The following is a 22023-nucleotide window of genomic DNA, read 5'->3' on the forward strand; positions in this document are numbered from 1 at the left end:
CTGGCCACTCCCCATAGGTAGGTGTGCATGAGCTCCGCCGAGACACCGTCCGAGGTCGACCTGCTGATCGTCGGCGCAGGCCCGACGGGCCTGTTCGCCGGGTACTACGCCGGGTTCCGCGAGCTCACCACCGCGGTGGTGGACTCGCTGCCGGAGCCGGGCGGGCAGGTCACGGCGATGTACCCGGAGAAGAAGATCTTCGACGTGGCGGGCTTTCCCGTGGTACTGGGCAGAGATCTGGTCGCGTCGCTGGTCGAGCAGGCCGACCAGTTCAAGCCGACCTACCTGCTGGGCCGGCGCGCGCGCACGCTGTCCGAAGTGGACGGCAAGTTCGACGTCGGGCTGGAGGACGGCACGGTCGTGCGGACCGGCGCCGTCCTGATCACCGCGGGCATGGGCGAGTTCACCCCGCGGCCGCTGCCCGCCGGGGACGGCTGGCTGGACCGGGGCGTGGTGAACTTCGTGCCGGAGCTCGAGGCGCTGCGCGACCAGGACGTGGTGATCGTCGGCGGCGGCGACTCGGCGTTCGACTGGGCGCTGTCGCTGCACCCGATCGCGCGCAGCGTCACGCTCGTCCACCGGCGCAACAAGTTCCGCGCGTTCGCCGCGACCGTGCGGCAGGTGCGCGAGCTGGGCGTGCCGATCATCACGGACGCGCAGGTGGTCGAGCTGCGTGGCGACTCCGCCGGCCGGCTGGCCGAGGTCGAGCTGGACGTGAAGGACGAAGCCGAGCCGGTCGTGCTGCCCGCGCAGACGGTCGTCGCGGCGCTCGGCTTCACCGCGGACCTCGGGCCGATCGAGTCGTGGGGCCTGGAGATCACCCGCCGCGCGGTGGCCGTCGACTCGACGATGCGCACCGCGCGGGAGCGGATCTACGCCGCCGGCGACATCGCCGCGTACCCGGGCAAGGTCAAGCTGATCGCGACCGGCTTCGGCGAGGCGGCCACGGCCGTGAACAACATCGCGGTCGCGCTCAACCCGGAGGCGCACCTGTTCCCGGGCCACTCGAGCGACGTCAGCTGACGCGCCAGTCGCGGGCCAGGAGGCCGAACAGCATGTCGTCGGTCCACTCGTTCTTCAGCCAGGTGTGCTCGCGGCGCAGGCCTTCGCGCTTGAAGCCCAGCCGGTCGAGCAGCCGGGCCGACGCGAGGTTGCGGGCGTCGCACTCGGCGCAGACCTTGTGCAGTCCCGCGTCGAACAGGCGGTTCAGCACGCAGCGGACGGCCTCGGTGGCGTAGCCGCGCCCCTGGTACGCCGGAGCGAGCGTGAAGCCGAGCTCCGCCCGCCGCCCGTTCTCGTCACGGCACACGGCGACATCGCCGATCAGCACGCCTTCCGCGCGCAGCTCGACCGCGTACTGGAACCAGCCCGGCATCTCCTCGGTCGCGGCGGCGAACTCCGTGACCAGGCGACGTGCCTCCACCGGCGGCACGGGTGCGGTCCACGACTGGTAGCGGGCGACCTCCGGTTCGGAGCGGTATGCCGCGAACGCGGGCACGTCCTCGTCGCGGAACCGCCGCACCACGAGCCGGTCCGTCGACGCGAACGCCGTGCTCACGCGGCCACCCGGCGCCGGGGCCACAACACGATCGCGCCCACGCCCACCACGACGGCCGCCGCGAGCACGCGGGACAGCAGGAGGTACTCGCCGGGGTAGAGCACGCCGTCCAGGTACGCGCCGAACACGATGAAGGCCGGCGCCAGGAAGTGCACCGCCATCGTCAGCTCGGCCGGCAGCCTCACGCCGGCCACGCTACGGCACGGCCTGCACGAACTCACCCGTGCGAAGCCGGCGGTGGAGTTGGGTGGCGGAGTTCGGCGGTGGAGTTGGGCGGCCGGCCTACGGGACGACCTGGACCACGTCGCCGACGGCGAGCCCGTTGTAGAACGCCTGCGCGGCCGAGTTCGACAGGTGCACGCAGCCGTGCGACAGGTCGTACAGGCTGCCCTCGTGGAACGCGATGCCGCCGTTGAAGAACACCGAGTACGGCATCGGCGCCATGTCGAACTCGCGGCTGAGGTGGTCGATGTCCTTGTACTGCACGTGGAACGTGCCGGGCGGCGTCTCGTGGCCCGGCCGGCCGTGCGTGATCGGTACCGGGCCCATCGCGACCTTGCCGCCGGCCAGCAGCCACGCCTGGTTCGCGGACAGGTCGACGCACGCGTCGGTGCCGGGACCACACGGCACGCCCTTCGGCGGCGGCGGTGGCGGCGGGGCCTTCTTCACGATCTTCGCGTTGGCCTCGACGATGTCGGGCAGCACGCGGATCTTCGTCGGCCCGGGCTTCGCCTGCTGGGTCGGCTCCGTGGTGGTCGGGGCGGTCGTCTCGGTCGGCGTGCCGGGCAGCGGGGGCTTCGACGCGTTGTCCGCGGTCCCGCACGCCGCCAGGAGCCCGGCTCCGGCCGCGGCCAGTACGACGACCAACGTGGGCACGCGCATGCCGGCTCCTCTCGCCCTCGTAACCGGAAGACGACCTTGATCCCGGCCCGGTTGCCAGATCATCGGGAGCCGTGTGCAAACCGTTACAGAAAGTCGAAGACCGCATGCGGGACTGCGATGTCCCACATGCGGCCTTCGAGGTGGATCGTCAGACCCCGGTCGTCTGCGCGATCCAGTCGGCGTAGGCCGTGGCATTGGTGTAGATCGACGGTCCCGTCGCGCACGTCGAGTCACCGTTGCCGCTTCGGCTCGTCACGCCGATCAGCTGGAAGGCGCCCGCGTCGCCCACGATCTGCGGACCGCCCGAGTCGCCGTAGCAGGCACCCGCGTTCCCGTTCGGGTTGCTGGTGCACAGCTCGAGCGAACCGTCGATGTCGGTGCAGGAACTCGCGTCCAGCACCTCGACGTCCAGCTGCTGCAGGAAGTCGGGGGCGCCACAGCCACCCGGCTCCGGACAGGTCTGACCCCAGCCGAGCAGCCGGGACTTCGTGCCGGCCGGTGCCTCGCCGGCGAGCTGGATCGGCGCCGACTGGGCGGGCGCGGCCAGCTTCACCAGGGCGATGTCGTTGCCCGGCGAGGTGCCGTCGTAGCCCGGGTGGACCGTGATCTCGGCGGCCTGCGCCTCCTCGCCGCCCTGCTGGTACTCGTTGCTGCCGATGCGCATCGACACGCTGCCCGGGTCCTGGCCCTGCACGCAGTGCGCGGCGGTCACGACCCACTCGGCGTTGATCAGCGAGCCGCCGCAGAAGTGCTGGCCGCCCTGCTGCAGCGACACCATGAACGAGTACTCCTGGTCGGCGTCGCCGCCGCCAACGATCTTCGGTGTGACTCCACCTTCGTTGTCCGCGAACGCGGACGGCACCATCACAGCAGCCGCGACCGCGGTTGCCACGCCGGCGAGAAGGCCCACGACCAGAGAACGCTTGCGCATGTTCTCTCTCCTTCCGTGCCCCATGCCCTGGCTGGGCATAGTTGCGGAAGGTAGCCGTCGGTCACGAATGAGTGACACCCGCAAAAGTAGGAAGCGCCACCGACGATCGTCGGTCGGAGTCAGGGCAGTGGCGGCAGCGGTTTCTCCTCGCTCGCCTTCTCGAGCCGGTCGAAGTCGACGGTCGAGTACTGGCGCAGCTTGGTCAGCCGGTGGAAGCCGTCGATCATCCGCACGGTGCCGGACTTCGAGCGCATCACGATCGACTGCGTCGTGCAGCCGCCGCTTCGGTAGTGCACGCCGCGCAGCAGGTCGCCGTCGGTCACGCCGGTGGCGCAGAAGAACGCGTTGTCGCCGCTGACCAGGTCGTCCGTCAACAGCACGCGGTCCAGGTCGTGCCCCGCGCCGATGGCCTTCTCCCGCTCCTCGTCGTCCTTCGGCCACAGCCGGCTCTGGATCGCGCCGCCCATGCACTTGAGCGCGCAGGCCGCGATGATCCCCTCCGGCGTGCCGCCGATGCCCATCAGCATGTCGACGCCGGTGTTCGGGCGGGCCGCGGAGATCGCGCCGGCGACGTCGCCGTCGGTGATGAAGTGGATCCGCGCGCCGGCCTCCCGGACCTCGTGCACGAGGTCCGTGTGCCGCGCCCGGTCGAGAATGCAGACGGTCACGTCCGACACGTCCGTGTGCTTCGCCCGGGCGACCCGCCGGATGTTCTCGGCGACCGGTGCGGTGATGTCGACGACCTCGGCCGCCTCCGGGCCGACGGCCAGCTTCTCCATGTAGAACACCGCGGACGGGTCGAACATCGCGCCCCGCTCCGTGGCCGCGAGGACCGCGATCGCGTTGGGCATGCCCTTGGCCATCAGCGTGGTCCCGTCGATCGGGTCGACCGCGACGTCGCACTCCGGGCCTTCGCCGTCGCCCACCTCCTCGCCGTTGAACAGCATGGGCGCCTCGTCCTTCTCGCCCTCGCCGATCACGACGATCCCGCGCATCGAGACGGTGCCGATCAGCTTGCGCATGGCGTCCACCGCCGCGCCGTCCCCGCCGTTCTTGTCCCCGCGACCGACCCACCTGCCCGCCGCCATCGCGGCCGCCTCGGTGACCCGGACCAGCTCGAGCGCCAGGTTCCGGTCCGGCAGCTCGCGTCTCGCCGAGCTGTTCACGTGGTCGGTGGACTGGGTCATGTCGCGCCTCCCGGTGTCTTTCCTGTCGGCCCCGCGAAAGAACCCCTCGATCCTCCCAGATTCCGGGAGGCGGGCACGAGTGAGCATGATCTCCGGCGGCTGCGAGGATGGCGGCGTGACGGACAGCGGACGGCCACCCGGCCGGGCGGGACTCGGGATGCGCGACATGGTCGGCGCGCTCGTCGTGCTGCTCGTGATCGTGGGCGTGGTGGCCACGGTGACGCGGGGCTGCTCGTTCGATCCCGGGGCGCCGTCGTCGGATCCGTCGTCCGCGCCGACCGTCGACGTGTCGGCCAAGCTGCGCGAGGCGGCCTCCTCGGTCGCTTTCCCCGTGCGCGAGCCGTCGCTGCCGGCGTCGTGGCACGCGAACTCGTCGTCGACGACCCCCGTCGGCTCCGGGGCCGACGCCGACGTGATCGTGCGGGTCGGCTGGCTCACGCCCGGCGGGCGGTACGTCCAGCTGAGCCAGTCCGGCGGGGCGGTCGGCGAAGTCGTCGCCGAGGAGACCGGGACCGAGTCCGAACCGACCGGGTCGGCGTCGGTGGACGGCATGAGGTGGGACATCTACCCGTCGCGGCGCGACGAGGTCGCGTGGGTCGCGGAGAAGGACGGCGCGGTGCTGCTGGTGACCGGGAACGGGAACGAGCCGGAGTTCCGGGACCTCGCCGCGGCGGCGGTCGCGGCGAAGCCGCTCGCGAAGTAGCCGGTCAGGCCGCGCGCCAGCAGCCCTCGACGTGGTCGTCGACCATGCCGGTGGCCTGCATCAGCGCGTACGCGGTCGTCGGGCCGACGAACGCGAAGCCGCGCTTCTTCAGCTCCTTCGCCATCGCCGTGGACTCCGGCGTCGTCGCGGGCACGTCCGCGAGCGTCTTCGGGCGCGGCCGCGCCGCGGGGTCGGGCGCGAACGACCACAGCAGCTCGTCCAGTGGCGAGTCCAGGTCCGCGATCGCGCGGGCGTTGCGGATCGCGGCGTCGATCTTGGCCCGGTTGCGCACGATCGACGCGTCGGCCATCAGGCGGGCGACGTCGGCGTCGCCGAACCCGGCCACCCGCTTCGGCTCGAAGCCGGCGAACGCGCGGCGGAAGCCCTCGCGCTTGCGCAGGATCGTCAGCCACGACAGGCCGGACTGGAACGCCTCCAGCGTCAGCCGCTCGTACAGCGCCACCTCGCCGTGCAGCGGCACGCCCCACTCGTCGTCGTGGTAGGCGACGTAGTCCTCCGCCGAGTTGCCCCACGAGCAGCGCAGGCGGCCGTCGGCGCCTCTCGTCGCGGCCCGTGTCGGTGGTTCGCTCGCAAGCTCGCTCACGACGACTCGCGCTCCGCCAGCTGTCCGCGCAGCTCCGCCACCTCGGTGCGCAGCTCGTCCAGCTCACCCCCGACGCGGCGCAGCACCCAGTCGACCTCGGACATCTTGTAGCCGCGCACGACGAGCTGGAACCGCACGCGCCGCACGTCGTCCGCGGTGATCCCGGACGACGGCAGGCGAGTCGGCGAGGCACCCGGCGGCAGGGCCGGCAGCTCCTCGCCGCGCCCGAACACGACCGAGGCGATCAGGAAAACCACGGCCGCCACGAGCACCATGACGACCAGGTAGATCAAAGCGGTGGTCACGTCAGGATCGTGTCACATGCCACTGACACAGACTCACCGTGCGAAGCCTCACGGCACTAGGACTCACGGCACGAGCAGCTCGCGCATCGGCGGGCGGTCGGTGACCCGCACGCCGGCGGTGTCCGGCAGCCACTCGCCCGCCACCTCGACGAACCGCGTCAGCTCCCCGCCCGAGGGGGCCGCGCCGGGCGGAAGGACGCCGCACCGGGCCAGCGCCGTGTCCAGGACCTGCCGGGCCATCAGCCCGAGCGCGGCCAGCGGCTGGTTGCGATGCCGCCGCACGCCGAGGTTGACCTGGGCGATCCCGGCCAGCCCGGCGATGGCGTGCGCGTCCAGCAGCAGGCCGATCTCCACGCCGTACCCGGACGCGAACGGCACCGCCTCCAGCAGCGCCCGGGTGCCGGCGAACTCGCCGGACAGCGGCTGGATGACGCCGGACAGCTCCGGGCGCAGCGCCGAGAGCAGCGGGCGGGCCATCAGCTCGGTCACCCGGCCACCGCCCGACCCGGCCGGGTCCTCGCCGGTGAGCGGGCGCCGGTAGAAGCCCTTGACCAGCGCCACGTCCGGCTCCAGCAGCAGCGGGCCGAGCAGCGCCGGCACGAAGTCAGGGGACGGGTCGACGAGGTCGGAGTCGACGAAGACGAGCAGGTCACCGGCCGTCGCCGCGAGCGAGCGCCACAGCACCTCACCCTTGCCGGGCAACGGTGCCAGCTCGCTCAGCACGTCGGTGCGGTGCACCACCCGGGCGCCGGCCGCGGCCGCGACCTCGGCCGTGCGGTCCGTCGAGCCCGAGTCGAGCACGACGAGCTCGTCCACCAGCGTGCCGACCAGCGGCCGGATCGAGGTGACGACGCCGGCGACCGTGGCCTGCTCGTCCAGCGCCGGCAGCACGACGCTGACCGTGCGGGAGCCCTTGGCCGCCACCAGGTCCGCGTCCGTCCACTCGGGACTCTGCCAGGTCCGCTCGGCGAACCACGCGCGCGCGTCGGGATGCATCAGGCCAGCGCTCGCACGCAGTGCGCCGGCGGCCGCGTCCCGGTGATGCTCGCCACCATCTCGACCACCTTCCTGGTCCGCCCGACCTCGTGCGCGCGGAACACCCGCGCGCCCGCGTGGGCCGCGACCGAGGTGGCCGCGAGGGTGCCGTCGACCCGGTCCGTCAGGCCGGCGTCCAGGGTCTCGCCGACGAAGTCCTTGTTGGACAACGCCATCAGCACGGGCCAGCCCGTGCCGACCAGCTCGCCGAGCCGGCGCAGCAGCGCGAGGCCGTGCCAGGTGTTCTTGCCGAAGTCGTGGGTGGGGTCGACGAGCACACCCTCCGCCGGCACGCCCTGCGCGACCACGTGCTCGGCGCGGGCCACGAGCTCGTCGGTCACCTCGGCCACCACGTCGAGGTACCGCACCCGGTGCGGGTCGGTCCGTGGCGCGGCGCCGCCGGTGTGCGAGCACACCATGCCGGCGCCGAACTCGGCCGCGACCTCGGCGAGCCTCGGGTCCGCGCCCGCCCAGGTGTCGTTGAGGATGTCGGCCCCGGCCGCGCACACGGCGCGGCCGACCTGGTGGCGCCAGGTGTCCACGCTGATGACGAGGCCGGGGTGGCGCTCGCGCACCTGCTCGACGAACGGCACCACGCGGCGCAGCTCCTCGTCGACGTCGACCCGCTCGCCGTGCCCGCCGGCCCGCACGCCGCCGATGTCGACGATGTCCGCGCCCTCGGCGACCAGCCGGTCCACCGCGGCGAGCGCGGCCTGCTCGGCGTAGGTGGCGCCGCGGTCGTAGAAGGAGTCCCTGGTGCGGTTGACGATCCCCATCACCAGCGCGCGGTCCTGCGCGACCGTCCGGCCGCGGAAACGAAGTGTGCCCACTGGCCCGCCTCTCCGGAGTTCACAGTGTCGGTCGGCGCCTTGCCAGCAGAAACCTGGATCCACCGACTTAAGCACCGAGTTTCCCGGCGCGGGACACTAGTGCGTGTCCGTCCATGCCTGGTAGGCCTCCTCGACCACGCGGATCGCGTCGTCGACGTCGTCGGTCACGTGCAGCAGCGCCAAGTCCTTCTCGCCGATCTTGCCCTCCTTGAAGACGGTGTCGTGCACCCACTCGTACAGACCGCTCCAATAGGACCGTCCGAACAGGACGACCGGGAACTTGGTGACCTTCTTGGTCTGCACGAGGGTGAGCGCCTCGAAGAGCTCGTCGAGCGTGCCGAACCCGCCGGGCAGGCAGATGAACGCCTGCGCGTACTTGACGAACATCGTCTTGCGGGCGAAGAAGTAGCGGAAGTTGACGCCGAGGTCGACCCACGGGTTGAGGCCCTGCTCGAACGGCAGCTCGATGCCCAGTCCGATGGAGAGCCCGCCGGCCTCCGAGCAGCCGCGGTTGACGGCCTCCATCGAGCCGGGGCCGCCACCGGTCATGGCGGCGTAGCCGGCTCTCGCGAGCGCGGCGCCGATCTCCATGCCGAGCTGGTACTCCGGGTGGTCACGTTTGGTGCGTGCGGAGCCGAAGACGGTGACCGCGCGCGGCACCTCCGCGAGCGCGCCGAACCCCTCGACGAACTCGGCCTGGATGCGCAGCACCCGCCACGGGTCGGTGTGCACCCAGTCCGCCGGTCCGCGCGAGTCGAGCAACCGCTGGTCGGTCGTGGTCGGCTCGTCCTTTCTGGACCGCCGCAGCACCACGGGTCCGCGCTGCTTCTCCCTAGGGTGCTCGTCGTCCGGAGTGCTGAATTGCTCGATCGTCACGCGCGCGAGTCTAGATCGGGCTAGCGTTCCCGGAATGTCGGAGGAGCGGATCGAGAAGCTGGAGAAGTCGCTGGTGGGCCTGCGCAAGCAGGTAGACCTGCTCGGTCGCGTGGACCGCGACACCTTCGCCAGCATGCGCTACGCCGTGTTCGGCTGCGTCGTCGCGGGCGCTCTGCTGGCCTTCACCGCCACCACGTGGCGGACGACGGGCGGCGAGGACGGCATTCCCGGCGACGCGACCACGCTGTGGGGGATGGCCGGCGAGGGCTGGCAGGCGGCCGCCACGCTGGTCCTGGCCGGCCTCGTCGCGATCGGCACGATCGGGGTATACCTCGCGGACGCCGAAGGTCCGCGGTCGTACTACGTGTGCGCGGTGCTGGCCCTGCTCCTGATGGTGGCCGTGTTCCTGGCCGGCGAGGTCGAGCCGGCGGGCTTCTACGATCCGGAGGACGCCAGCTCCGCGCCCGGCCGTTGGCTGACGCTGCTGGCCGCGGTCGTCCTCGGTTGCACCCACCTGGTCCGCGGCACCGAGCTGCGGGAACGCTGACGCTCACCCGAGGAAGCGGCGCAGCACCTGCGCGCAGCGGCCGATCTGCTCGACGGGCACGCGTTCCTGCTGCGTGTGCGCGAGGGTCGGATCGCCGGGACCGAAGTTGACCGCTGGCATGCCGAGTGCGGCGAAGCGGGCCACGTCCGTCCAGCCGAGCTTGGCGACCGGCTCGCCGCCCGCCGCGCCGACCAGCTCGGCGGCCGCCGGCGCGGACAGGCCGGGTGGCGCGCCGGCCGCCACGTCGGTCACCACCAGGTCGTAGCCGTCGAACACCTCGCGCAGGTGCGCCTCGGCGTCCGCCGCCGAGCGGTCCGGCGCGAAGCGGTGGTTGACGGCCAGCACGGCCGCGTCCGGCACGACGTTGCCGCTGACCCCGCCCTCGACCCGCACGGCTTGCAGCCCCTCGCGGTAGGTACAGCCGTCGATGTCGACCACGCGCGGTTGGTAGGCCGCCAGCAGGGCGAGCGCGTCACCCAGCGCGTGGATGGCGTTGCGGCCCATCCACGCCCGCGCGGTGTGCGCCCGCGCGCCGGTAGTGCGCAGCTCCACGCGCATCGTGCCCTGGCAGCCCGCCTCGACGACCGCGTTCGACGGTTCGCAGACGATCGCCAGGTCGCCGCCCAGCCATTCGGGGGCCTCGCGCTCGATGCGGCCCAGGCCGTTGCGCTCGGCCTCGACCTCCTCGCAGTCGTAGAACACGAAGGTCAGGTCGTGGCGTGGGGCCACCACGGTCGCGGCGACGTGCAGCATCACGGCGTCGCCGCCCTTCATGTCGCACGCGCCGAGCCCGTGCAGGAACTCGCCGTCGCGGCGGCCCGGCAGGTTGCCGTTGACCGGCACGGTGTCGATGTGCCCGGCCAGCACCACCCGCGACGGCCGGCCGAGCGAGGTGCGGGCGAGCACCGCGTTGCCCGAGCGCGCGACCTCGAGGTGGCCGGCCTGGTCGCGGAGCGCGGCCTCGACCGCGGCCGCGAGCTCGCCCTCCTCGCCTGACACGCTGGGGATATCGACCAGGGCGGCGGTCAGGTCGACGGGATCGGCGGCGAGGTCCAGCTTCCGGATCACGCCCGGCACGCTACCTGCCGCGGCCGTGCAACCCCGGGCATGGGACCCCGCGTGAGTATCTGCGTCCAGGGATCGCCCGGGGAGGTCTGATGAATGATCGGGAGCAGGGGTTCACCGACTACTTCGCGAGCCGGTCGAGCGCCATGCGCGCCACGGCGTACCTGCTGTGCGGCGACTGGCACCGGGCGGAGGACATCGTCCAGTCGACGTTCGTCAAGCTCTACCGCGCGTGGCACCGGATCTCCTCGCACGACTCGCTCGACGCGTACACCCGGCGGATCCTCGTGCGCACCTACCTGGACGAGAACCGGCGCGGCTTCTTCTTCCGCGAGAAACCCACGGCGCACCACCCGGAGTCGACCGCGCCACCGGCCGGCAGCCCCGAGGACCGGCTCGTGCTGTTGCGGGCGCTCGGCGATGTCCCGCCGAGGCAGCGCGCGGCGCTCGTGCTGCGCTACTGGGAGGACATGTCCGTCGAGGACACCGCGCGGGCGATGGGCTGCACGGAGGGGACCGTGAAGAGCCAGACCGCCCGCGGCCTGGACGCGCTGCGCGGCGCGGTGCCGACGACCGCGTTCACCAACTGACCATCGAGGAGGAGTGCCATGAACGAGCAGGAGCTGCGCCAGGCGATGCGCGCCACGATGGCGTCCGCCACGGTGCCGCCGCCGATGAACGAGACCGTCGTACTGGACGCGGCCCGGCGGACCGAACGACGCCGCCGCGCGCGCTGGGCCGGCGTGGGCAGCGCGGTCGCCGCGGTCGCGGTGGTCGGCTTCGCCGTCGTGGTCGTCGCGGTCACCTCGGGCGCGGGCGGGCCGGTCGGCATCGGCTCGGGCGCGCCGTCGACCTTGCAGACACCGCCGAAAGCGACGGCGTCCGGCACCGAGCCGTCGTGGCCCGACGGCCAGACCGACCGCACGGCGACCTCTGGCCCGCGGTTCGACCAGGGCGTGATGCTGCTGGACGCGCTGAGGGCGGTGGCCCCGCCGGGACTGGGCACGCCGGAGGACCTCCAATACGAGGACCCGGCGTACGTCGGCGGCGGCCCGCTGCGCTACCACCAGGCGCAGTACGAGGACACGATCCACGGCACGCAGGTGTGGGAGTACATGGCCGCGCTGCCGGTGACCAAGGGTGCGGGCGTGGGCGAGCTGCTGGTCGAGGTCACTACGGCGGGCAGCGGCGTCGCGGGCGACGGCTGCGACCTGCCGCCGCTGTGGGGGCTCGAGGGTTCGTGCACGGAGCAGACCGTGGCCGGCCGGCGGGTGGGCGTCTTCACCGCGACCGGCGGCCGGCAGGACTTCGAGACCTGGGCGGCGTACCGGCACGAGGACGGCACGCTCGTGTACGTCGCCCAGTCGGCGACCTACGACGGCTCGGGGAAGCCGGGCCTGGGCGGGGCGCCGATGCCGGTGCGGCGGCTGGCGGAGCTGGCCACGGATGCGCGGTTCCGCCTGGACTAACCTGCCAGCGTGAGCAGCGCAGATGTGAACCCGGAGACCACCGGCGCCCAGGCGGTCGGCCTGGCCACCGTCGCCGACGACGGGACCGTGCTCGACAGCTGGTTCCCGCATCCGAAGCTCGACGACGGCCGCGTGCCGGGGACGAAGCAGCTGTCCGAGCAGGAGGCGGTCGACGAGCTCGGTGCCGGGATCTCGGCACTGCTCGGCCCGGACGCGGACCGGTCAGTCGAGGTGGTCGCGGTGCGGACCGGCGTGCTGTCGCTGGCCGCGCCGCCGGCCGACGCGTACGACGCCTACCTGCGGCTGCACCTGCTCTCGTCGCGGCTGGTGCGCCCGCACGGGCTGAACCTGGACGGCCTGTTCGGGGTGCTGGCGAACGTGGTGTGGACGAACTTCGGCCCGTGCCGGGTGGAGGGCTTCGCCGCGACGCGGCTGCGGCTGCGGGCCCGCGGGGCGGTGACGGTGTACGGGGTGGACAAGTTCCCGCGGATGGTCGACTACGTCGTGCCGTCCGGCGTGCGCATCGCCGACGCCGACCGGGTGCGGCTCGGTGCCCACCTGGCCACGGGCACGACCGTCATGCACGAGGGCTTCGTGAACTTCAACGCGGGCACGCTGGGCGCCTCCATGGTGGAGGGCCGCATCTCCGCGGGCGTGGTGGTCGGCGACGGCTCGGACGTGGGCGGCGGCGCGTCGATCATGGGCACCCTGTCCGGCGGCGGCAAGGAGACGATCTCCATCGGCACGGGCTGCCTGGTCGGGGCGAACGCGGGCGTGGGCGTCTCCCTCGGCGACGACTGCGTGGTGGAGGCGGGCCTGTACGTCACGGCGGGCACGAAGGTCACGCTGCCGGACGGCCGGCTGGTGAAGGCCCGAGAGCTGTCCGGCCAGCCGGGCCTGCTGTACCGCCGCAACTCGGCCACGGGCGCGGTGGAGGTCGTGGAACGCACGGGATCGGGCATCAAGCTCAACGCGATGCTCCACGCCAACGACTGAGAATCCCGGTCCGGGCCAGTCGGAGTCCTTTGCGGACGGTGACGCGGCGATGCGCCGCCGGTTCGAGCTCGAGCGGGTGCCCGACTACGCCGACACCGAGATCGTCGTACTCAGTGCGGACTCCGAGGAGACCTTGCGGGAGACGCACGGCCGGTACTTCTTCACCGCAGCGGAATTGGCGCGCAAGCTCAAGGATGCGGTGTCCGCGGCTTGATGAACGTCGGCAGGGGCCTCGCGTTGACCTAACATGACCCAATGACGCGATCGGTCCAGGTCGGACCTGGGGAGCTCGGCCTACCGGCCACGCCGCTCGTGGCGTTGCCCGGGGATTCGCCCGCCCTGCATGTGCGGGCCCGGATCGATCAGCAGGTACGCGCGCTCCTCGAACACGAGGCGATCGCCCGGCAGGGGGTCGATCCCGAAGGGGTGCACCAGATGCGCGTCGCCGTGCGGCGGATGCGTGCGGCGCTCAAGGCGGCCGGCGACCCGGAGCTCGAGCCCCTCTCCCAGGAGCTGCGCTGGCTCGGCGGCATCCTCGGCCGCATCCGCGACATCGACGTCCTGCTCGGCCACCTCCGGGGGCAGGCCGCCGACCTCCCCGACGACGAGCAGGCCGCCCTCGAACGGCTGCTGCGCGGGCTCGTCGAGGAACGCCGCGGTGCCCGGCGGCGCATGCTCGCCGCCTTCCGCAGCGCGCGCTACGCCGAGCTCCTCAACGCGCTCGTCGCGACCGTCAATGCCGAGCCGGGCGGGCACGAACCGGCCGAAACGAGGACGGCGGGGCTCCTCGACGTCATCGCCCGGCCGCACCGCAAGCTCGTCAAGTCCGCCCGGGCCCTCGGTGACCACCCCCTCGACGACGACCTGCACGCCCTGCGCATCAAGGGCAAGCGGCTGCGCTACGCCGCCGAGCTGGCCGAGCCCGCGGGGGGCAAGCCGGTGCGCAAGCTGATCAGGGCGACCAAGGAGTTCCAGGACATCCTCGGCGACCACCAGGACACCGTCGTCGCCGAGACCGAGGTGCGCCGGCTTCTCGCCGACCAGCCGGCGACCGACGCCGGCGTGGCGTTCGTCGCCGGCCGCCTCGTGGAACGGGAGCGCGCGCGCCGCGCGGACCGCCGGGCCCGTTGGCGCGACGCGCTCGACGAGGTCGACCGCCTGGCGAAGGCCCTACGCTAGCCGCGCCGCCGCGGCCGCGATCCGCTCGTCGCTCGCGGTCAGGGCGATCCGCACGTGCCGGTCGCCGGTCGGTCCGTAGAACGTGCCCGGCGCGACCAGGATGCCGCGCGCGGCGAACCACGCCACCGTGTCCCACGCCGGCTCGTCGCGCGTCGTCCACAGGTACAGGCCCGCCGCCGAGTGGTCGATCCGGAAGCCGGCCGCGAGCAGTGCCGGCCGCAGCGCGTCGCGCCGGGCGGCGAACCGGGCGCGCTGGCCGGCCACGTGCGAGTCGTCGGACAGCGCCGCGGTCATCGCCGCCTGGACCGGGCGCGGGACGATCATGCCGGCGTGCCTGCGGGTCGCGAGCAGGCGCGCCACCAGCGCGGGGTCACCGGTCACGAAGCCCGCGCGGTAGCCGGCCAGGCTCGAGCACTTGGACAGCGAGTGCACCGCGAGCACGCCGTCGAACGAGCCGCCGCACACCGACGGGTGCAGCACCGAGACCGGCGGTTCGGCATAGCCCAGCGTCAGGTAGCACTCGTCGGAGACCACGAGCGTGCCGCGCGAGCGCGCCCAGTCGACGACCTTGCGCAGGTGCTCGGGCGGCAGCACCTGGCCCGTCGGGTTGGCGGGCGAGTTCAGCCAGACCAGCGCGGGCCGCTCCGGGCCGATCGCCACCGTGCTGTCCGCGCGCAGCAGCCGGGCACCCGCCAGCTGGACGCCGACCTCGTAGGTCGGGTACGCGAGCGACGGGATGACCACGAGGTCGGATGCACCGAGCCCGAGCAGGGTGGGCAGCCAGGCGACGAACTCCTTGGAGCCGATCGTCGGCAGGACCGCGTCGGCGGGCAGACCGGTCACGCCGTGCCGCCGCTCGAGCGCGCCGACGGCGGCTTCGCGCAGCTCAGGCGTGCCGTGCGTGGTGGGGTACCCGGGCGCGGCGGCGGCCGAGGCGAGCGCTTGGCGGATGAACGGCGGCACCGGGTCGACGGGCGTGCCGACGGACAGGTCGACGATGCCGTCCGGGTGTGCCCGCGCCAGCGTGCCGGCCTCGGCCAGCGAGTCCCAGGGGACGGTGGGAAGTGCCGCGCTCACTCGTCGTGCTGTACGGGCGGCAGGTCCTTGATCCACTGCGGGTCCGCCGAGACCTTGCCCACCTTGGCCGCACCCCCGGGCGAACCCAGCTCGTCGAAGAAGTCGACGTTGGCCTTGGTGTATTCCTTCCACTGATCGGGGACGTCGTCCTCGTAGTAGATGGCCTCGACGGGGCACACCGGCTCGCAGGCGCCGCAGTCCACGCACTCGTCGGGGTGGATGTAGAGCATCCGGTCCCCTTCGTAGATGCAGTCGACCGGGCACTCTTCGATGCATGCTTTGTCGAGCAAATCGACGCAGGGCTCGGCGATCACATAAGTCACTGCGTTCTCCTGCTTCCCTCTGTAGAAGTTCGCCTGCAAGCGGAGGTTACCGGCTGTCCCTAGTATCCCTCTTGGGCCTCTCCCGCTCTCAGGTGGTGGGACCCACTGTGGTCGCGAGCACGCGGCCCAGCACGATCGCCGACGGCAGCGCGCCACCCGCGAACAGCAGCAGCGAGCGCCAGTCCGCGGTGAGCAACACGTCGCCGCCCGGGCCGAACATGCCGAACCAGGCAATCGTGACCATCCACGCGAGCAGCGGCAGCGACGCGACGGCCAGCCGGGGCGAGAGCTTGCCGGCCGTGTCGACGAGCCACGGTGTCGACACCGCCGCCAGGATCGGCATCAGCGGCAGCGGCAGCCCGCCGAGGTTGGGCAGCAGGTACCCGTCGAACGCGAGCGGCAGGTACAGCAGCTGGACGACCGCAAGCACGATCGCGTCCAGCACCAGGACACCCACGAGCACCCGATCCCGTAAGGGCATCTACATGCCCCCGAACAGGTCGGCCTCCGCGCCGGCCGGGTCGCCCGCGGCGAGCACGTAGAACTCCGCCGCGGGGATCGGCTGGGCGATGCCGTTGGTCAGCGCGTAGCAGAGCGCGCCGTCACCCGACTGCCACACGCTGACCTGCGTGGTGTGCGCCCGCAGCGCGCGCAGCTTGTCCGACAGCACGTCCGCGATGGAGACCGTCGTGGTGATGTGCGCGTCGTCGGTGACCGGCAGCTCATCCGGCTCCGGCAGCCGGTACGGCAGGTCCGCGACCCGCGCGAGCGCCGCCACCCCGTTCTCCGTCGCCACCCGGGAGGTCACCGCGTGGAAGATCCGGGCGACGCCACCGGCCTTCTCGCACGCGGCCATCGTGACGTCGTGTGCCCGGATGTGGTCCGGGTGGCCGTAGCCGCCGTCCGGCCCGTACGTGACCACGACCTGCGGCCGGACCTCGTCGAGCACGGCGGCGAGCACCGCGGCCTGCTCGTCGAGGTCGCCGCCGGCGAACGCCCGCGGGTGGCGGTTCGCCGCCACGCCGGCCATGCCGGAGTCGCGCCAGCGGCCGGGACCGCCGAGCCAGCGGTGGTCGGAGACGCCGAGCGCCGCGCAGGCGGACCGCAGCTCGCCGATGCGATAGCCGCCGAGCTGGTCGGCGGAGTCGGCGGCGAGCTCGCGCAGCGACTCGGGGATGATCTCGCCCTCCTCGCCGAGCGTGCAGGTGACGACCGTGACCTGCACGCCGGCGGCCGCGTAGCGGGCGATCGTGCCGCCGGTCCAGAGACTCTCGTCGTCCGGGTGCGCGTGCACGAGCAGCAGCCGGGGTGCGGCGGAGAGCGTCATGGGGAGGAGTCCAAGTCTGGTCAGTCGATCCGCAGCCGCGGGTCGAGGTACGCGCAGAGGATATCGAGGAGCGCGATCAGCACGACGAAGGCGACGACCATGTACGACATGATCGCCATCAGCAGCGGGGCGTTCAGCGCCCGCAGTGATCGCGCGAAAAGATAGCCCACGCCGTCGTACTGGAAGATCGTTTCGACGATGATCGCGCCGCCCAGCAGGACGCCGAGCTCGATCGCGGCGATGTTGGCGATCGGGATGACCGCGTTGCGCAGGGCGTGCTTGTAGAGCACGGTGCGCGGGCGCAGGCCCTTCGCGCGGGCGGTGCGGACGTAGTCGGACTCCAGCACCTCCAGCATCGTCGTGCGCGTCATCCGGGCGATGAACGCCGTCCCGCCCAGCGCCAGCGCGAACGCGGGTAGCAGCAGCTCGTCGTACCAGTGCACCTCGACCGCGATCGTGCGCGGCAGCTGGGGGAACAACGTGATGCCGAGGACGCGGGTGCCGTTGAAGGTGTCCCGCAGGGCGGCCGCGGTGACGATCAGCGGCACGGACATCAGCGTGATGGCCGAGACGGAGATCAGCGCGTCGGTGAACGAGCCCTGCCGGACCGCGGCGAGCACGCCGGCGCAGATGCCGATGACCAGCTGCAAAGCGACCGCGAGCACCGCTAGGCGCATGGTGTTCGGCACCGTGTGCGCGATCATCTCGACGACCGGCAGCCGCTTGTCGTAGTCGATGCCGAGATCGCCGGTGAACAGGTTGCCCAGGTAGTTGAGGTACTGGGCGAGCAGCGGCTGGTCCAGCTTGAACTTCTCCCGCAGGATCGCCTGCGTCTCCGGCGGGAGGACCCGGTTCTCCCCGAGCGAGGCGAACGGGTTGCCGAGCTGGTAGAGCGCCACGTAGCAGAGGAATGTGACGATCACGAAGACCAGCAGGGCCTGGGCGGTGCGGCGAAGCGCGAACTTCAGCATCGTCCGGCCCTGCCGGTCGTCGCGTGTATCAGGCGCGCACCACTTCGCGCAGGGACGCGTAGTGGCAGGCCGCGTCGTGGCCCGGCTTGGCGCCGACCTGCAGAAGCGGCGGCGGCTCCTCGATGCAGCGGCGCGCGTCGCTCTCGGAGAGCTGCTCGAACTTCCAGCAGCGGGTGCGGAACCGGCAGCCCGACGGCGGGTTGGCCGGGTTCGGCACGTCACCGCGCAGCACGATGCGCTCGCGCCGGCGCTCCAGGTGCGGGTCCGGGATCGGCACGGCCGAGATCAGCGCCTGGGTGTACGGGTGGTGCGGCCGGTCGAACAGGTCGTCCCGGTCCGCGATCTCCACGACGTTGCCCAGGTACATCACGGCCACGCGGTCGGCGATGTGCCGGACCACGGACAGGTCGTGCGCGATGAACAGGTACGTCAGGCCCAGCTCGTCCTGCAGGTCCTCGAGCAGGTTGACGATCTGCGCCTGGATCGACACGTCCAGCGCGGACACGGGCTCGTCGAGCACGATGAACTTCGGGTTCATCGCGATCGCCCGGGCGATGCCGATGCGCTGGCGCTGCCCGCCGGAGAACTCGTGCGGGTAGCGGTCGGCGTACTCCTCGGCCAGGCCGACGGTGTCGAGCAGCTCACCGATCGTCGACTTGGTGACCTTGCTGCCGAGCAGGTTGTACTTCTCGGTCAGGATCTGCCGGACCGTCATGCGCGGGTTCAGCGACGCGTACGGGTCCTGGAACACGATCTGCATGTCCCGCCGCGCCTTGCGCAGCGCGTCCTTGCCCATCCCGGTGATCTCGACGCCGTCCAGGCTGATCCGGCCGCTGGTCGGCTCGAGCAGCCGCAGGATCGCGCGCGCCGTCGTCGACTTGCCACAACCCGACTCGCCGACCAGCGCCACCGTCTGGCCCCGCTGGACGTGCAGGGACACGCCGTCGACTGCCTTCACCTCGCCGACGGTGCGCTTGATGAACACGCCGCTGCGGATGGGGAAGTGCTTGACGAGGTCGTCCACCTCGAGCATCGGCCGGTGGTTTGGCTCAACCACCCCGACGCCACCCTGCTGCGGGTCCGCCCCCTGCGTCATTGGGCAACCCTCTCCTCGTGTGCCATGGCTACTCGGTCACTGTGCACGCACGCCGCCCGGTGCCCGTTCCCGCCGACGGAGCGCAGCGACGGCACCTCCGGCATGCACTGGTCGGTGGCGAAGACGCACCGCGGATGGAACGGACAGCCTTGCGGGACGTTCGCCAGTGACGGCGGCACGCCCTTGATCGGCACCAGCCGCTCCTGCCGGCTCTGGTCCATCCGCGGCAGGCTCGACAGCAGGCCGAACGTGTACGCGTGGCGCGGCTGGTAGAAGATCTCGTCCGCGGTGCCGGTCTCGACGATCTTGCCGGCGTACATGACGTTGATCCGGTCCGCGTGGCTCGCGACCACCCCGAGGTCGTGCGTGATGAGCACGATCGCGGTGTTGCGGTCCTCCTGCAGCTTCTCCAGCAGGGCCATGATCTGCGCCTGCACGGTCACGTCCAGCGCCGTGGTCGGCTCGTCCGCCAGCAGTACGTGCGGGTCGTTGGCGAGCGCCATCGCGATCATCGCGCGCTGGCGCATGCCGCCGGAGAACTCGTGCGGGTACTGGTTCAGCCGCACGGCCGGGTTCGGGATGCCGACCTCGCCGAGCAGGTCGAGTGCCCGCTTCTTCGCGACGTTCTTGCTGACGTCCTGGTGGACGCGCACCATCTCGGCGATCTGGTCGCCGACCTTGAACACGGGGTTCAACGCGGTCAGCGGGTCCTGGAAGATCATCGCGATCTGGCTGCCACGCAGCTTCCGCTGCTGCTTCTCGGGCATCTTCAGCAGGGACCGGCCACGCAGGAAGACGTCCCCGGTGGGGAACGTCGCCGGCGGGCTGGGCACGAGGCCCAGGATCGTCATCGCGGACACCGACTTCCCGGAGCCGGACTCACCCACGATGGCGAGCGTCTCGCCCTCGTTGACGTGCCAGGTCACCCCGTCCACGGCCTTGACCACGCCGTAGTCGGTCTTGAAGTGCACCCGCAGGTCGCGGACCTCGAGCAAGGGCGCAGGTGGGCCCTCGAGGTCGATCTCCGCAGCGCTGCTCATTTGTCTGGGATCTCCTTGGTTCGGCGGCGAGTTATCGCAGCTTCGGGTCGAGCGCGTCGCGCAGGCCGTCGGACACGAACGCGAACACGAGGGTCGTGAGGCAGATGGCGGCGCTCGGGAACATCCAGAGGTAGTCCTTGCCGGACACCTGGACCTGCTCGATGCCCTGGTTGATGAGCCGGCCCCACTCCGGGGTGTCGGAGGGCACGCCCACGCCGAGGTAGGCGAGCGAGGCCATGGCGACCACCGCGACGCCGATGCCGGTGAACGAGTAGATGAACACCGGCTGGATGGCGTTCGGCATGATGTGCCGCGTCACGATTCGCGTGTCGGACGCGCCGATGGAGCGCGCCGCCTCGACGTACTCCGCCTCGCGCAACGACAGCATCTGTCCGCGCATCAGGCGCGCCGCCGTCGGCCAGCCGAGGAGGACCAGCGCCAGGATGACCTGGGTGAGGCCGGAGCCGAACGTCCGGACCACCAGGATCGCCCCGATCAGGTACGGGAACGCCAGGAAGATGTCGGTCACGCGCATGACGAAGCCGTCGGCGAACCGGCCGCGGTAGCCGGCGATCGAGCCGAGCACGACGCCGAGCGTCATCGAGCCGATCATCGTGCACAGGCCGACGATGAGCGCGAGCTTCAGCCCGTAGAGCATCCCGGAGAACAGGTCGCGGCCCAGGACGTCGGTGCCGAACCAGTGCTCCGCGCTCGGCGGCTGCAGCGTGTTGATCAGGTTCTGGTCGTACGGGTCGTACGGCACGATCAGCGGCTGGAAGATCGCCAGCACCACGAGGATGGCGACGATGACCAGGCCGAACATGGCCAGCTTGTTGCGCCGGAAGCGGCGCCAGATGTCGGACAGCTGCCCGCGGGACGGCTTCTTGCCCGGCTTCGCCTCTTCGGCGTCCGGCTCTGGGTGGTCAGCCGGCTCGACGAGCACCGCCTGTGCGGGCATGCTCAGATCGGCCGGGTCCGGTGTGGGTGTGGTGGTCATGTTCTTCCCTCGCCTAGCTCAGCCGGATCCGCGGGTCGAGATACGCGTACAAGATGTCGACGATCATGCTCAGTAGCACGTATATCAGTACCGCGAACGTCACCAGCGCCATGATGACCGGGTTGTTGTTCTGCCTGATCGAGGTGACCAGCAGGAACCCGACGCCGTGGTACTGGAACAGCGTCTCGGTGATGAGCGCGCCGCCCATGAGGATGCCGATGCTGATGCCGATGTACGTGACGACCGGAATGATCGAGTTCCGGAACGCGTGTTTCATGATCACGGTCCGCTCACCGAGACCCTTGGCCCTCGCGGTGCGGATGTAGTCGGCGCGCAATACCTCGAGCATGGAGCCGCGCATCAGGCGGGAGACGAATGCCGCATCCACGATGGCCAGGGTTATCGCTGGTAGCAATACTTCCTGGTACCACGGTACGACTTCGGTGAATGGTCTGGGTACCCCCGGAAAGATCCATTCCCCGGATACTTTCTGACGAAGCCAGATACCGATCACGAACGTCGGGATGCCGATGGCGAGCGTGGTGAGGATCGTGACCAGCACGTCCCAGAAGGAGTAGCGCCAGACGGCGGCGATGACGCCGGCGACGACGCCGATGAGCACGTCCAGGATGATCGCGACCAGTGCCAGCCGGGCGGTCGCGGGCAGCGCCTCACCGATCATCTCGGACACGGGTCGGCGCTGGTTGAAGTCGATGCCCAGGTCACCGGTGAACAGGTTGCCCAGGTACGTGAGGTACTGCATGGGCAGCGACTGGTCCATGCCGAACCGCTCACGCAGGATTTGCTGGGTCTCCGGGGGCACCGTCTTGTCGCCGGTGGAGGCGAAGGGGTCCCCGAGCACGAACAGGCCTATGAACAGAACGAGCGTCGCCGCGATAACGACCAGAACGGCCTGGGCGAGCCTTCGGATTACGAACTTCCCCATGAGTAGGTGCCGGCTTCCTCGGATCGACGAAGAAATTGGTTCTCCAACCGGCGGGGGGGGGGGGGGGGGGGGGGGGGGG

28 protein-coding genes are annotated in these 22023 nt (G+C 71.4%); 8 read left to right on the plus strand and 20 right to left on the minus strand.

All coding sequences use genetic code 11. The features are described from left to right. Positions 1 to 27 precede the first annotated feature (27 nt). Positions 28 to 1023 (plus strand): NAD(P)/FAD-dependent oxidoreductase, encoded by a 996-nt coding sequence (locus tag VH969_RS17300; protein WP_331975344.1) that lies wholly within the window; start codon positions 28 to 30, stop codon positions 1021 to 1023. On the opposite strand, the gene VH969_RS17305 is transcribed toward VH969_RS17300, so the two are convergent. The 5 genes from VH969_RS17305 to glpX form a co-directional block, all read right to left on the minus strand. Then, the gene (locus VH969_RS17305) at positions 1016 to 1558 is read right to left on the minus strand and encodes a GNAT family N-acetyltransferase (RefSeq protein WP_331975346.1); all 543 of its coding nucleotides are present in this window, start codon (positions 1556 to 1558) and stop codon (positions 1016 to 1018) included. The genes VH969_RS17300 and VH969_RS17305 overlap by 8 nt on opposite strands. After that, positions 1555 to 1743 carry a hypothetical protein gene (locus VH969_RS17310; RefSeq protein ID WP_331975348.1) on the minus strand — a complete coding sequence of 63 codons (189 nt, stop codon included), beginning with the start codon at positions 1741 to 1743 and terminating at the stop codon, positions 1555 to 1557. The genes VH969_RS17305 and VH969_RS17310 overlap by 4 nt, the downstream gene beginning before the upstream one ends. Positions 1744 to 1840: 97 nt before the next feature. Further along, on the minus strand, positions 1841 to 2440 hold the full coding sequence (locus VH969_RS17315) for a L,D-transpeptidase (protein ID WP_331975350.1): 600 nt from the start codon (positions 2438 to 2440) through the stop codon (positions 1841 to 1843). 148 nt (positions 2441 to 2588) lie between these two features. Continuing rightward, complete coding sequence (locus VH969_RS17320) at positions 2589 to 3371, minus strand: S1 family peptidase (RefSeq protein WP_331975352.1); 783 nt, start codon at positions 3369 to 3371, stop codon at positions 2589 to 2591. Positions 3372 to 3490: 119 nt separating this feature from the next. Further along, positions 3491 to 4558 (minus strand): class II fructose-bisphosphatase, encoded by a 1068-nt coding sequence (gene glpX / locus VH969_RS17325; protein ID WP_331975355.1) that lies wholly within the window; start codon positions 4556 to 4558, stop codon positions 3491 to 3493. 115 nt (positions 4559 to 4673) lie between these two features. Between glpX and VH969_RS17330 the strand changes: the two genes are divergently transcribed. After that, positions 4674 to 5261, plus strand: coding sequence for a DUF4245 domain-containing protein (locus tag VH969_RS17330; protein ID WP_331975357.1), 588 nt, complete (start codon positions 4674 to 4676; stop codon positions 5259 to 5261). A 4-nt stretch (positions 5262 to 5265) separates the two neighbouring features. Here the strand turns inward: VH969_RS17330 and VH969_RS17335 are convergent, their stop codons facing one another. The 5 genes from VH969_RS17335 to VH969_RS17355 all read right to left on the minus strand — a co-directional run bounded on the left by VH969_RS17335 (position 5266) and on the right by VH969_RS17355 (position 8911). Then, entirely contained in the window at positions 5266 to 5865 is a 600-nt protein-coding gene (locus VH969_RS17335) for a DNA-3-methyladenine glycosylase I (protein ID WP_331975360.1), read from the minus strand. Beyond that, complete coding sequence (locus VH969_RS17340) at positions 5862 to 6170, minus strand: DivIVA domain-containing protein (protein ID WP_331975362.1); 309 nt, start codon at positions 6168 to 6170, stop codon at positions 5862 to 5864. Before VH969_RS17340 ends, VH969_RS17335 begins: the two co-directional genes overlap by 4 nt. Positions 6171 to 6233: 63 nt before the next feature. Beyond that, positions 6234 to 7166, minus strand: coding sequence for a glucosyl-3-phosphoglycerate synthase (locus tag VH969_RS17345; protein ID WP_331975364.1), 933 nt, complete (start codon positions 7164 to 7166; stop codon positions 6234 to 6236). Further along, positions 7166 to 8035: a dihydropteroate synthase gene (gene folP, locus VH969_RS17350; RefSeq protein ID WP_331975366.1), complete on the minus strand. Its 870-nt coding sequence runs from the start codon at positions 8033 to 8035 to the stop codon at positions 7166 to 7168. Before folP ends, VH969_RS17345 begins: the two co-directional genes overlap by 1 nt. A gap of 96 nt (positions 8036 to 8131) precedes the next feature. Then, positions 8132 to 8911, minus strand: coding sequence for an LOG family protein (locus tag VH969_RS17355; protein WP_331975368.1), 780 nt, complete (start codon positions 8909 to 8911; stop codon positions 8132 to 8134). 34 nt (positions 8912 to 8945) lie between these two features. On the opposite strand from VH969_RS17355, the gene VH969_RS17360 reads away from it, so the two are divergent. Further along, positions 8946 to 9458 carry a hypothetical protein gene (locus VH969_RS17360; RefSeq protein ID WP_331975370.1) on the plus strand — a complete coding sequence of 171 codons (513 nt, stop codon included), beginning with the start codon at positions 8946 to 8948 and terminating at the stop codon, positions 9456 to 9458. Positions 9459 to 9461: 3 nt separating this feature from the next. Here the strand turns inward: VH969_RS17360 and dapE are convergent, their stop codons facing one another. Beyond that, a complete protein-coding gene (dapE, locus tag VH969_RS17365) occupies positions 9462 to 10523 on the minus strand; it encodes a succinyl-diaminopimelate desuccinylase (RefSeq protein ID WP_331975402.1) in 1062 nt (353 codons plus the stop codon). A gap of 92 nt (positions 10524 to 10615) precedes the next feature. Here dapE and VH969_RS17370 point away from each other — a divergent pair, with 92 nt between their 5' ends. From VH969_RS17370 to VH969_RS17390, 5 genes are read left to right on the plus strand one after another with little or no spacing between them, the layout of a single operon-like run. Further along, positions 10616 to 11113 (plus strand): SigE family RNA polymerase sigma factor, encoded by a 498-nt coding sequence (locus VH969_RS17370; RefSeq protein WP_331975372.1) that lies wholly within the window; start codon positions 10616 to 10618, stop codon positions 11111 to 11113. Positions 11114 to 11131: 18 nt separating this feature from the next. Next, positions 11132 to 11992: a hypothetical protein gene (locus tag VH969_RS17375; protein WP_331975374.1), complete on the plus strand. Its 861-nt coding sequence runs from the start codon at positions 11132 to 11134 to the stop codon at positions 11990 to 11992. Positions 11993 to 12001: 9 nt separating this feature from the next. Continuing rightward, complete coding sequence (gene dapD / locus VH969_RS17380; RefSeq protein ID WP_331975376.1) at positions 12002 to 12988, plus strand: 2,3,4,5-tetrahydropyridine-2,6-dicarboxylate N-succinyltransferase; 987 nt, start codon at positions 12002 to 12004, stop codon at positions 12986 to 12988. 49 nt (positions 12989 to 13037) lie between these two features. Then, on the plus strand, positions 13038 to 13202 hold the full coding sequence (locus tag VH969_RS17385; protein WP_331975378.1) for a hypothetical protein: 165 nt from the start codon (positions 13038 to 13040) through the stop codon (positions 13200 to 13202). Positions 13203 to 13243: 41 nt separating this feature from the next. Next, positions 13244 to 14167, plus strand: a complete 924-nt coding sequence (locus VH969_RS17390; RefSeq protein ID WP_331975380.1) for a CHAD domain-containing protein — start codon at positions 13244 to 13246, stop codon at positions 14165 to 14167. Here the strand turns inward: VH969_RS17390 and dapC are convergent. The 9 genes from dapC to VH969_RS17435 all read right to left on the minus strand — a co-directional run bounded on the left by dapC (position 14159) and on the right by VH969_RS17435 (position 21944). Continuing rightward, positions 14159 to 15244, minus strand: a complete 1086-nt coding sequence (gene dapC / locus VH969_RS17395) for a succinyldiaminopimelate transaminase (protein ID WP_331975382.1) — start codon at positions 15242 to 15244, stop codon at positions 14159 to 14161. The genes VH969_RS17390 and dapC overlap by 9 nt on opposite strands. Continuing rightward, positions 15241 to 15567, minus strand: coding sequence for a ferredoxin (fdxA, locus tag VH969_RS17400; protein ID WP_291408578.1), 327 nt, complete (start codon positions 15565 to 15567; stop codon positions 15241 to 15243). The genes dapC and fdxA overlap by 4 nt, the downstream gene beginning before the upstream one ends. An 88-nt stretch (positions 15568 to 15655) precedes the next feature. Then, positions 15656 to 16048 (minus strand): hypothetical protein, encoded by a 393-nt coding sequence (locus VH969_RS17405; RefSeq protein ID WP_331975386.1) that lies wholly within the window; start codon positions 16046 to 16048, stop codon positions 15656 to 15658. Continuing rightward, entirely contained in the window at positions 16049 to 16894 is an 846-nt protein-coding gene (mshB, locus tag VH969_RS17410) for an N-acetyl-1-D-myo-inositol-2-amino-2-deoxy-alpha-D-glucopyranoside deacetylase (protein ID WP_331975388.1), read from the minus strand. 20 nt (positions 16895 to 16914) lie between these two features. Beyond that, positions 16915 to 17865, minus strand: a complete 951-nt coding sequence (locus tag VH969_RS17415; protein ID WP_331975390.1) for an ABC transporter permease — start codon at positions 17863 to 17865, stop codon at positions 16915 to 16917. 28 nt (positions 17866 to 17893) lie between these two features. Continuing rightward, complete coding sequence (locus tag VH969_RS17420; protein ID WP_331975392.1) at positions 17894 to 18961, minus strand: ABC transporter ATP-binding protein; 1068 nt, start codon at positions 18959 to 18961, stop codon at positions 17894 to 17896. Next, positions 18958 to 20001 (minus strand): ABC transporter ATP-binding protein, encoded by a 1044-nt coding sequence (locus tag VH969_RS17425; RefSeq protein WP_331975394.1) that lies wholly within the window; start codon positions 19999 to 20001, stop codon positions 18958 to 18960. Before VH969_RS17425 ends, VH969_RS17420 begins: the two co-directional genes overlap by 4 nt. Positions 20002 to 20032: 31 nt before the next feature. Beyond that, the gene (locus tag VH969_RS17430) at positions 20033 to 20998 is read right to left on the minus strand and encodes an ABC transporter permease (RefSeq protein WP_331975396.1); all 966 of its coding nucleotides are present in this window, start codon (positions 20996 to 20998) and stop codon (positions 20033 to 20035) included. A 13-nt stretch (positions 20999 to 21011) separates the two neighbouring features. Beyond that, the gene (locus tag VH969_RS17435) at positions 21012 to 21944 is read right to left on the minus strand and encodes an ABC transporter permease (protein ID WP_331975398.1); all 933 of its coding nucleotides are present in this window, start codon (positions 21942 to 21944) and stop codon (positions 21012 to 21014) included. Positions 21945 to 22023 lie beyond the last annotated feature (79 nt).

Source organism: Actinophytocola sp. (genome assembly GCF_036555685.1).
Classification (GTDB): Bacteria; Actinomycetota; Actinomycetes; order Mycobacteriales; family Pseudonocardiaceae; genus Actinophytocola.

What these genes read in the sequence shown, in the direction of transcription:
- VH969_RS17300 (WP_331975344.1), top strand. Translation starts at nt 28, where the DNA reads ATGAGCTCCGCCGAGACACCGTCCGAGGTCGACCTGCTGATCGTCGGC.
- VH969_RS17315 (WP_331975350.1), bottom strand. Translation starts at nt 2,440, where the DNA reads ATGCGCGTGCCCACGTTGGTCGTCGTACTGGCCGCGGCCGGAGCCGGG.
- VH969_RS17320 (WP_331975352.1), bottom strand. Translation starts at nt 3,371, where the DNA reads ATGCGCAAGCGTTCTCTGGTCGTGGGCCTTCTCGCCGGCGTGGCAACC.
- glpX (WP_331975355.1), bottom strand. Translation starts at nt 4,558, where the DNA reads ATGACCCAGTCCACCGACCACGTGAACAGCTCGGCGAGACGCGAGCTG.
- VH969_RS17345 (WP_331975364.1), bottom strand. Translation starts at nt 7,166, where the DNA reads ATGCATCCCGACGCGCGCGCGTGGTTCGCCGAGCGGACCTGGCAGAGT.
- VH969_RS17360 (WP_331975370.1), top strand. Translation starts at nt 8,946, where the DNA reads ATGTCGGAGGAGCGGATCGAGAAGCTGGAGAAGTCGCTGGTGGGCCTG.
- VH969_RS17370 (WP_331975372.1), top strand. Translation starts at nt 10,616, where the DNA reads ATGAATGATCGGGAGCAGGGGTTCACCGACTACTTCGCGAGCCGGTCG.
- VH969_RS17375 (WP_331975374.1), top strand. Translation starts at nt 11,132, where the DNA reads ATGAACGAGCAGGAGCTGCGCCAGGCGATGCGCGCCACGATGGCGTCC.
- VH969_RS17385 (WP_331975378.1), top strand. Translation starts at nt 13,038, where the DNA reads ATGCGCCGCCGGTTCGAGCTCGAGCGGGTGCCCGACTACGCCGACACC.
- VH969_RS17390 (WP_331975380.1), top strand. Translation starts at nt 13,244, where the DNA reads ATGACGCGATCGGTCCAGGTCGGACCTGGGGAGCTCGGCCTACCGGCC.
- VH969_RS17405 (WP_331975386.1), bottom strand. Translation starts at nt 16,048, where the DNA reads ATGCCCTTACGGGATCGGGTGCTCGTGGGTGTCCTGGTGCTGGACGCG.
- mshB (WP_331975388.1), bottom strand. Translation starts at nt 16,894, where the DNA reads ATGACGCTCTCCGCCGCACCCCGGCTGCTGCTCGTGCACGCGCACCCG.
- VH969_RS17415 (WP_331975390.1), bottom strand. Translation starts at nt 17,865, where the DNA reads ATGCTGAAGTTCGCGCTTCGCCGCACCGCCCAGGCCCTGCTGGTCTTC.
- VH969_RS17420 (WP_331975392.1), bottom strand. Translation starts at nt 18,961, where the DNA reads ATGACGCAGGGGGCGGACCCGCAGCAGGGTGGCGTCGGGGTGGTTGAG.
- VH969_RS17425 (WP_331975394.1), bottom strand. Translation starts at nt 20,001, where the DNA reads ATGAGCAGCGCTGCGGAGATCGACCTCGAGGGCCCACCTGCGCCCTTG.
- VH969_RS17430 (WP_331975396.1), bottom strand. Translation starts at nt 20,998, where the DNA reads ATGACCACCACACCCACACCGGACCCGGCCGATCTGAGCATGCCCGCA.
- VH969_RS17435 (WP_331975398.1), bottom strand. Translation starts at nt 21,944, where the DNA reads ATGGGGAAGTTCGTAATCCGAAGGCTCGCCCAGGCCGTTCTGGTCGTT.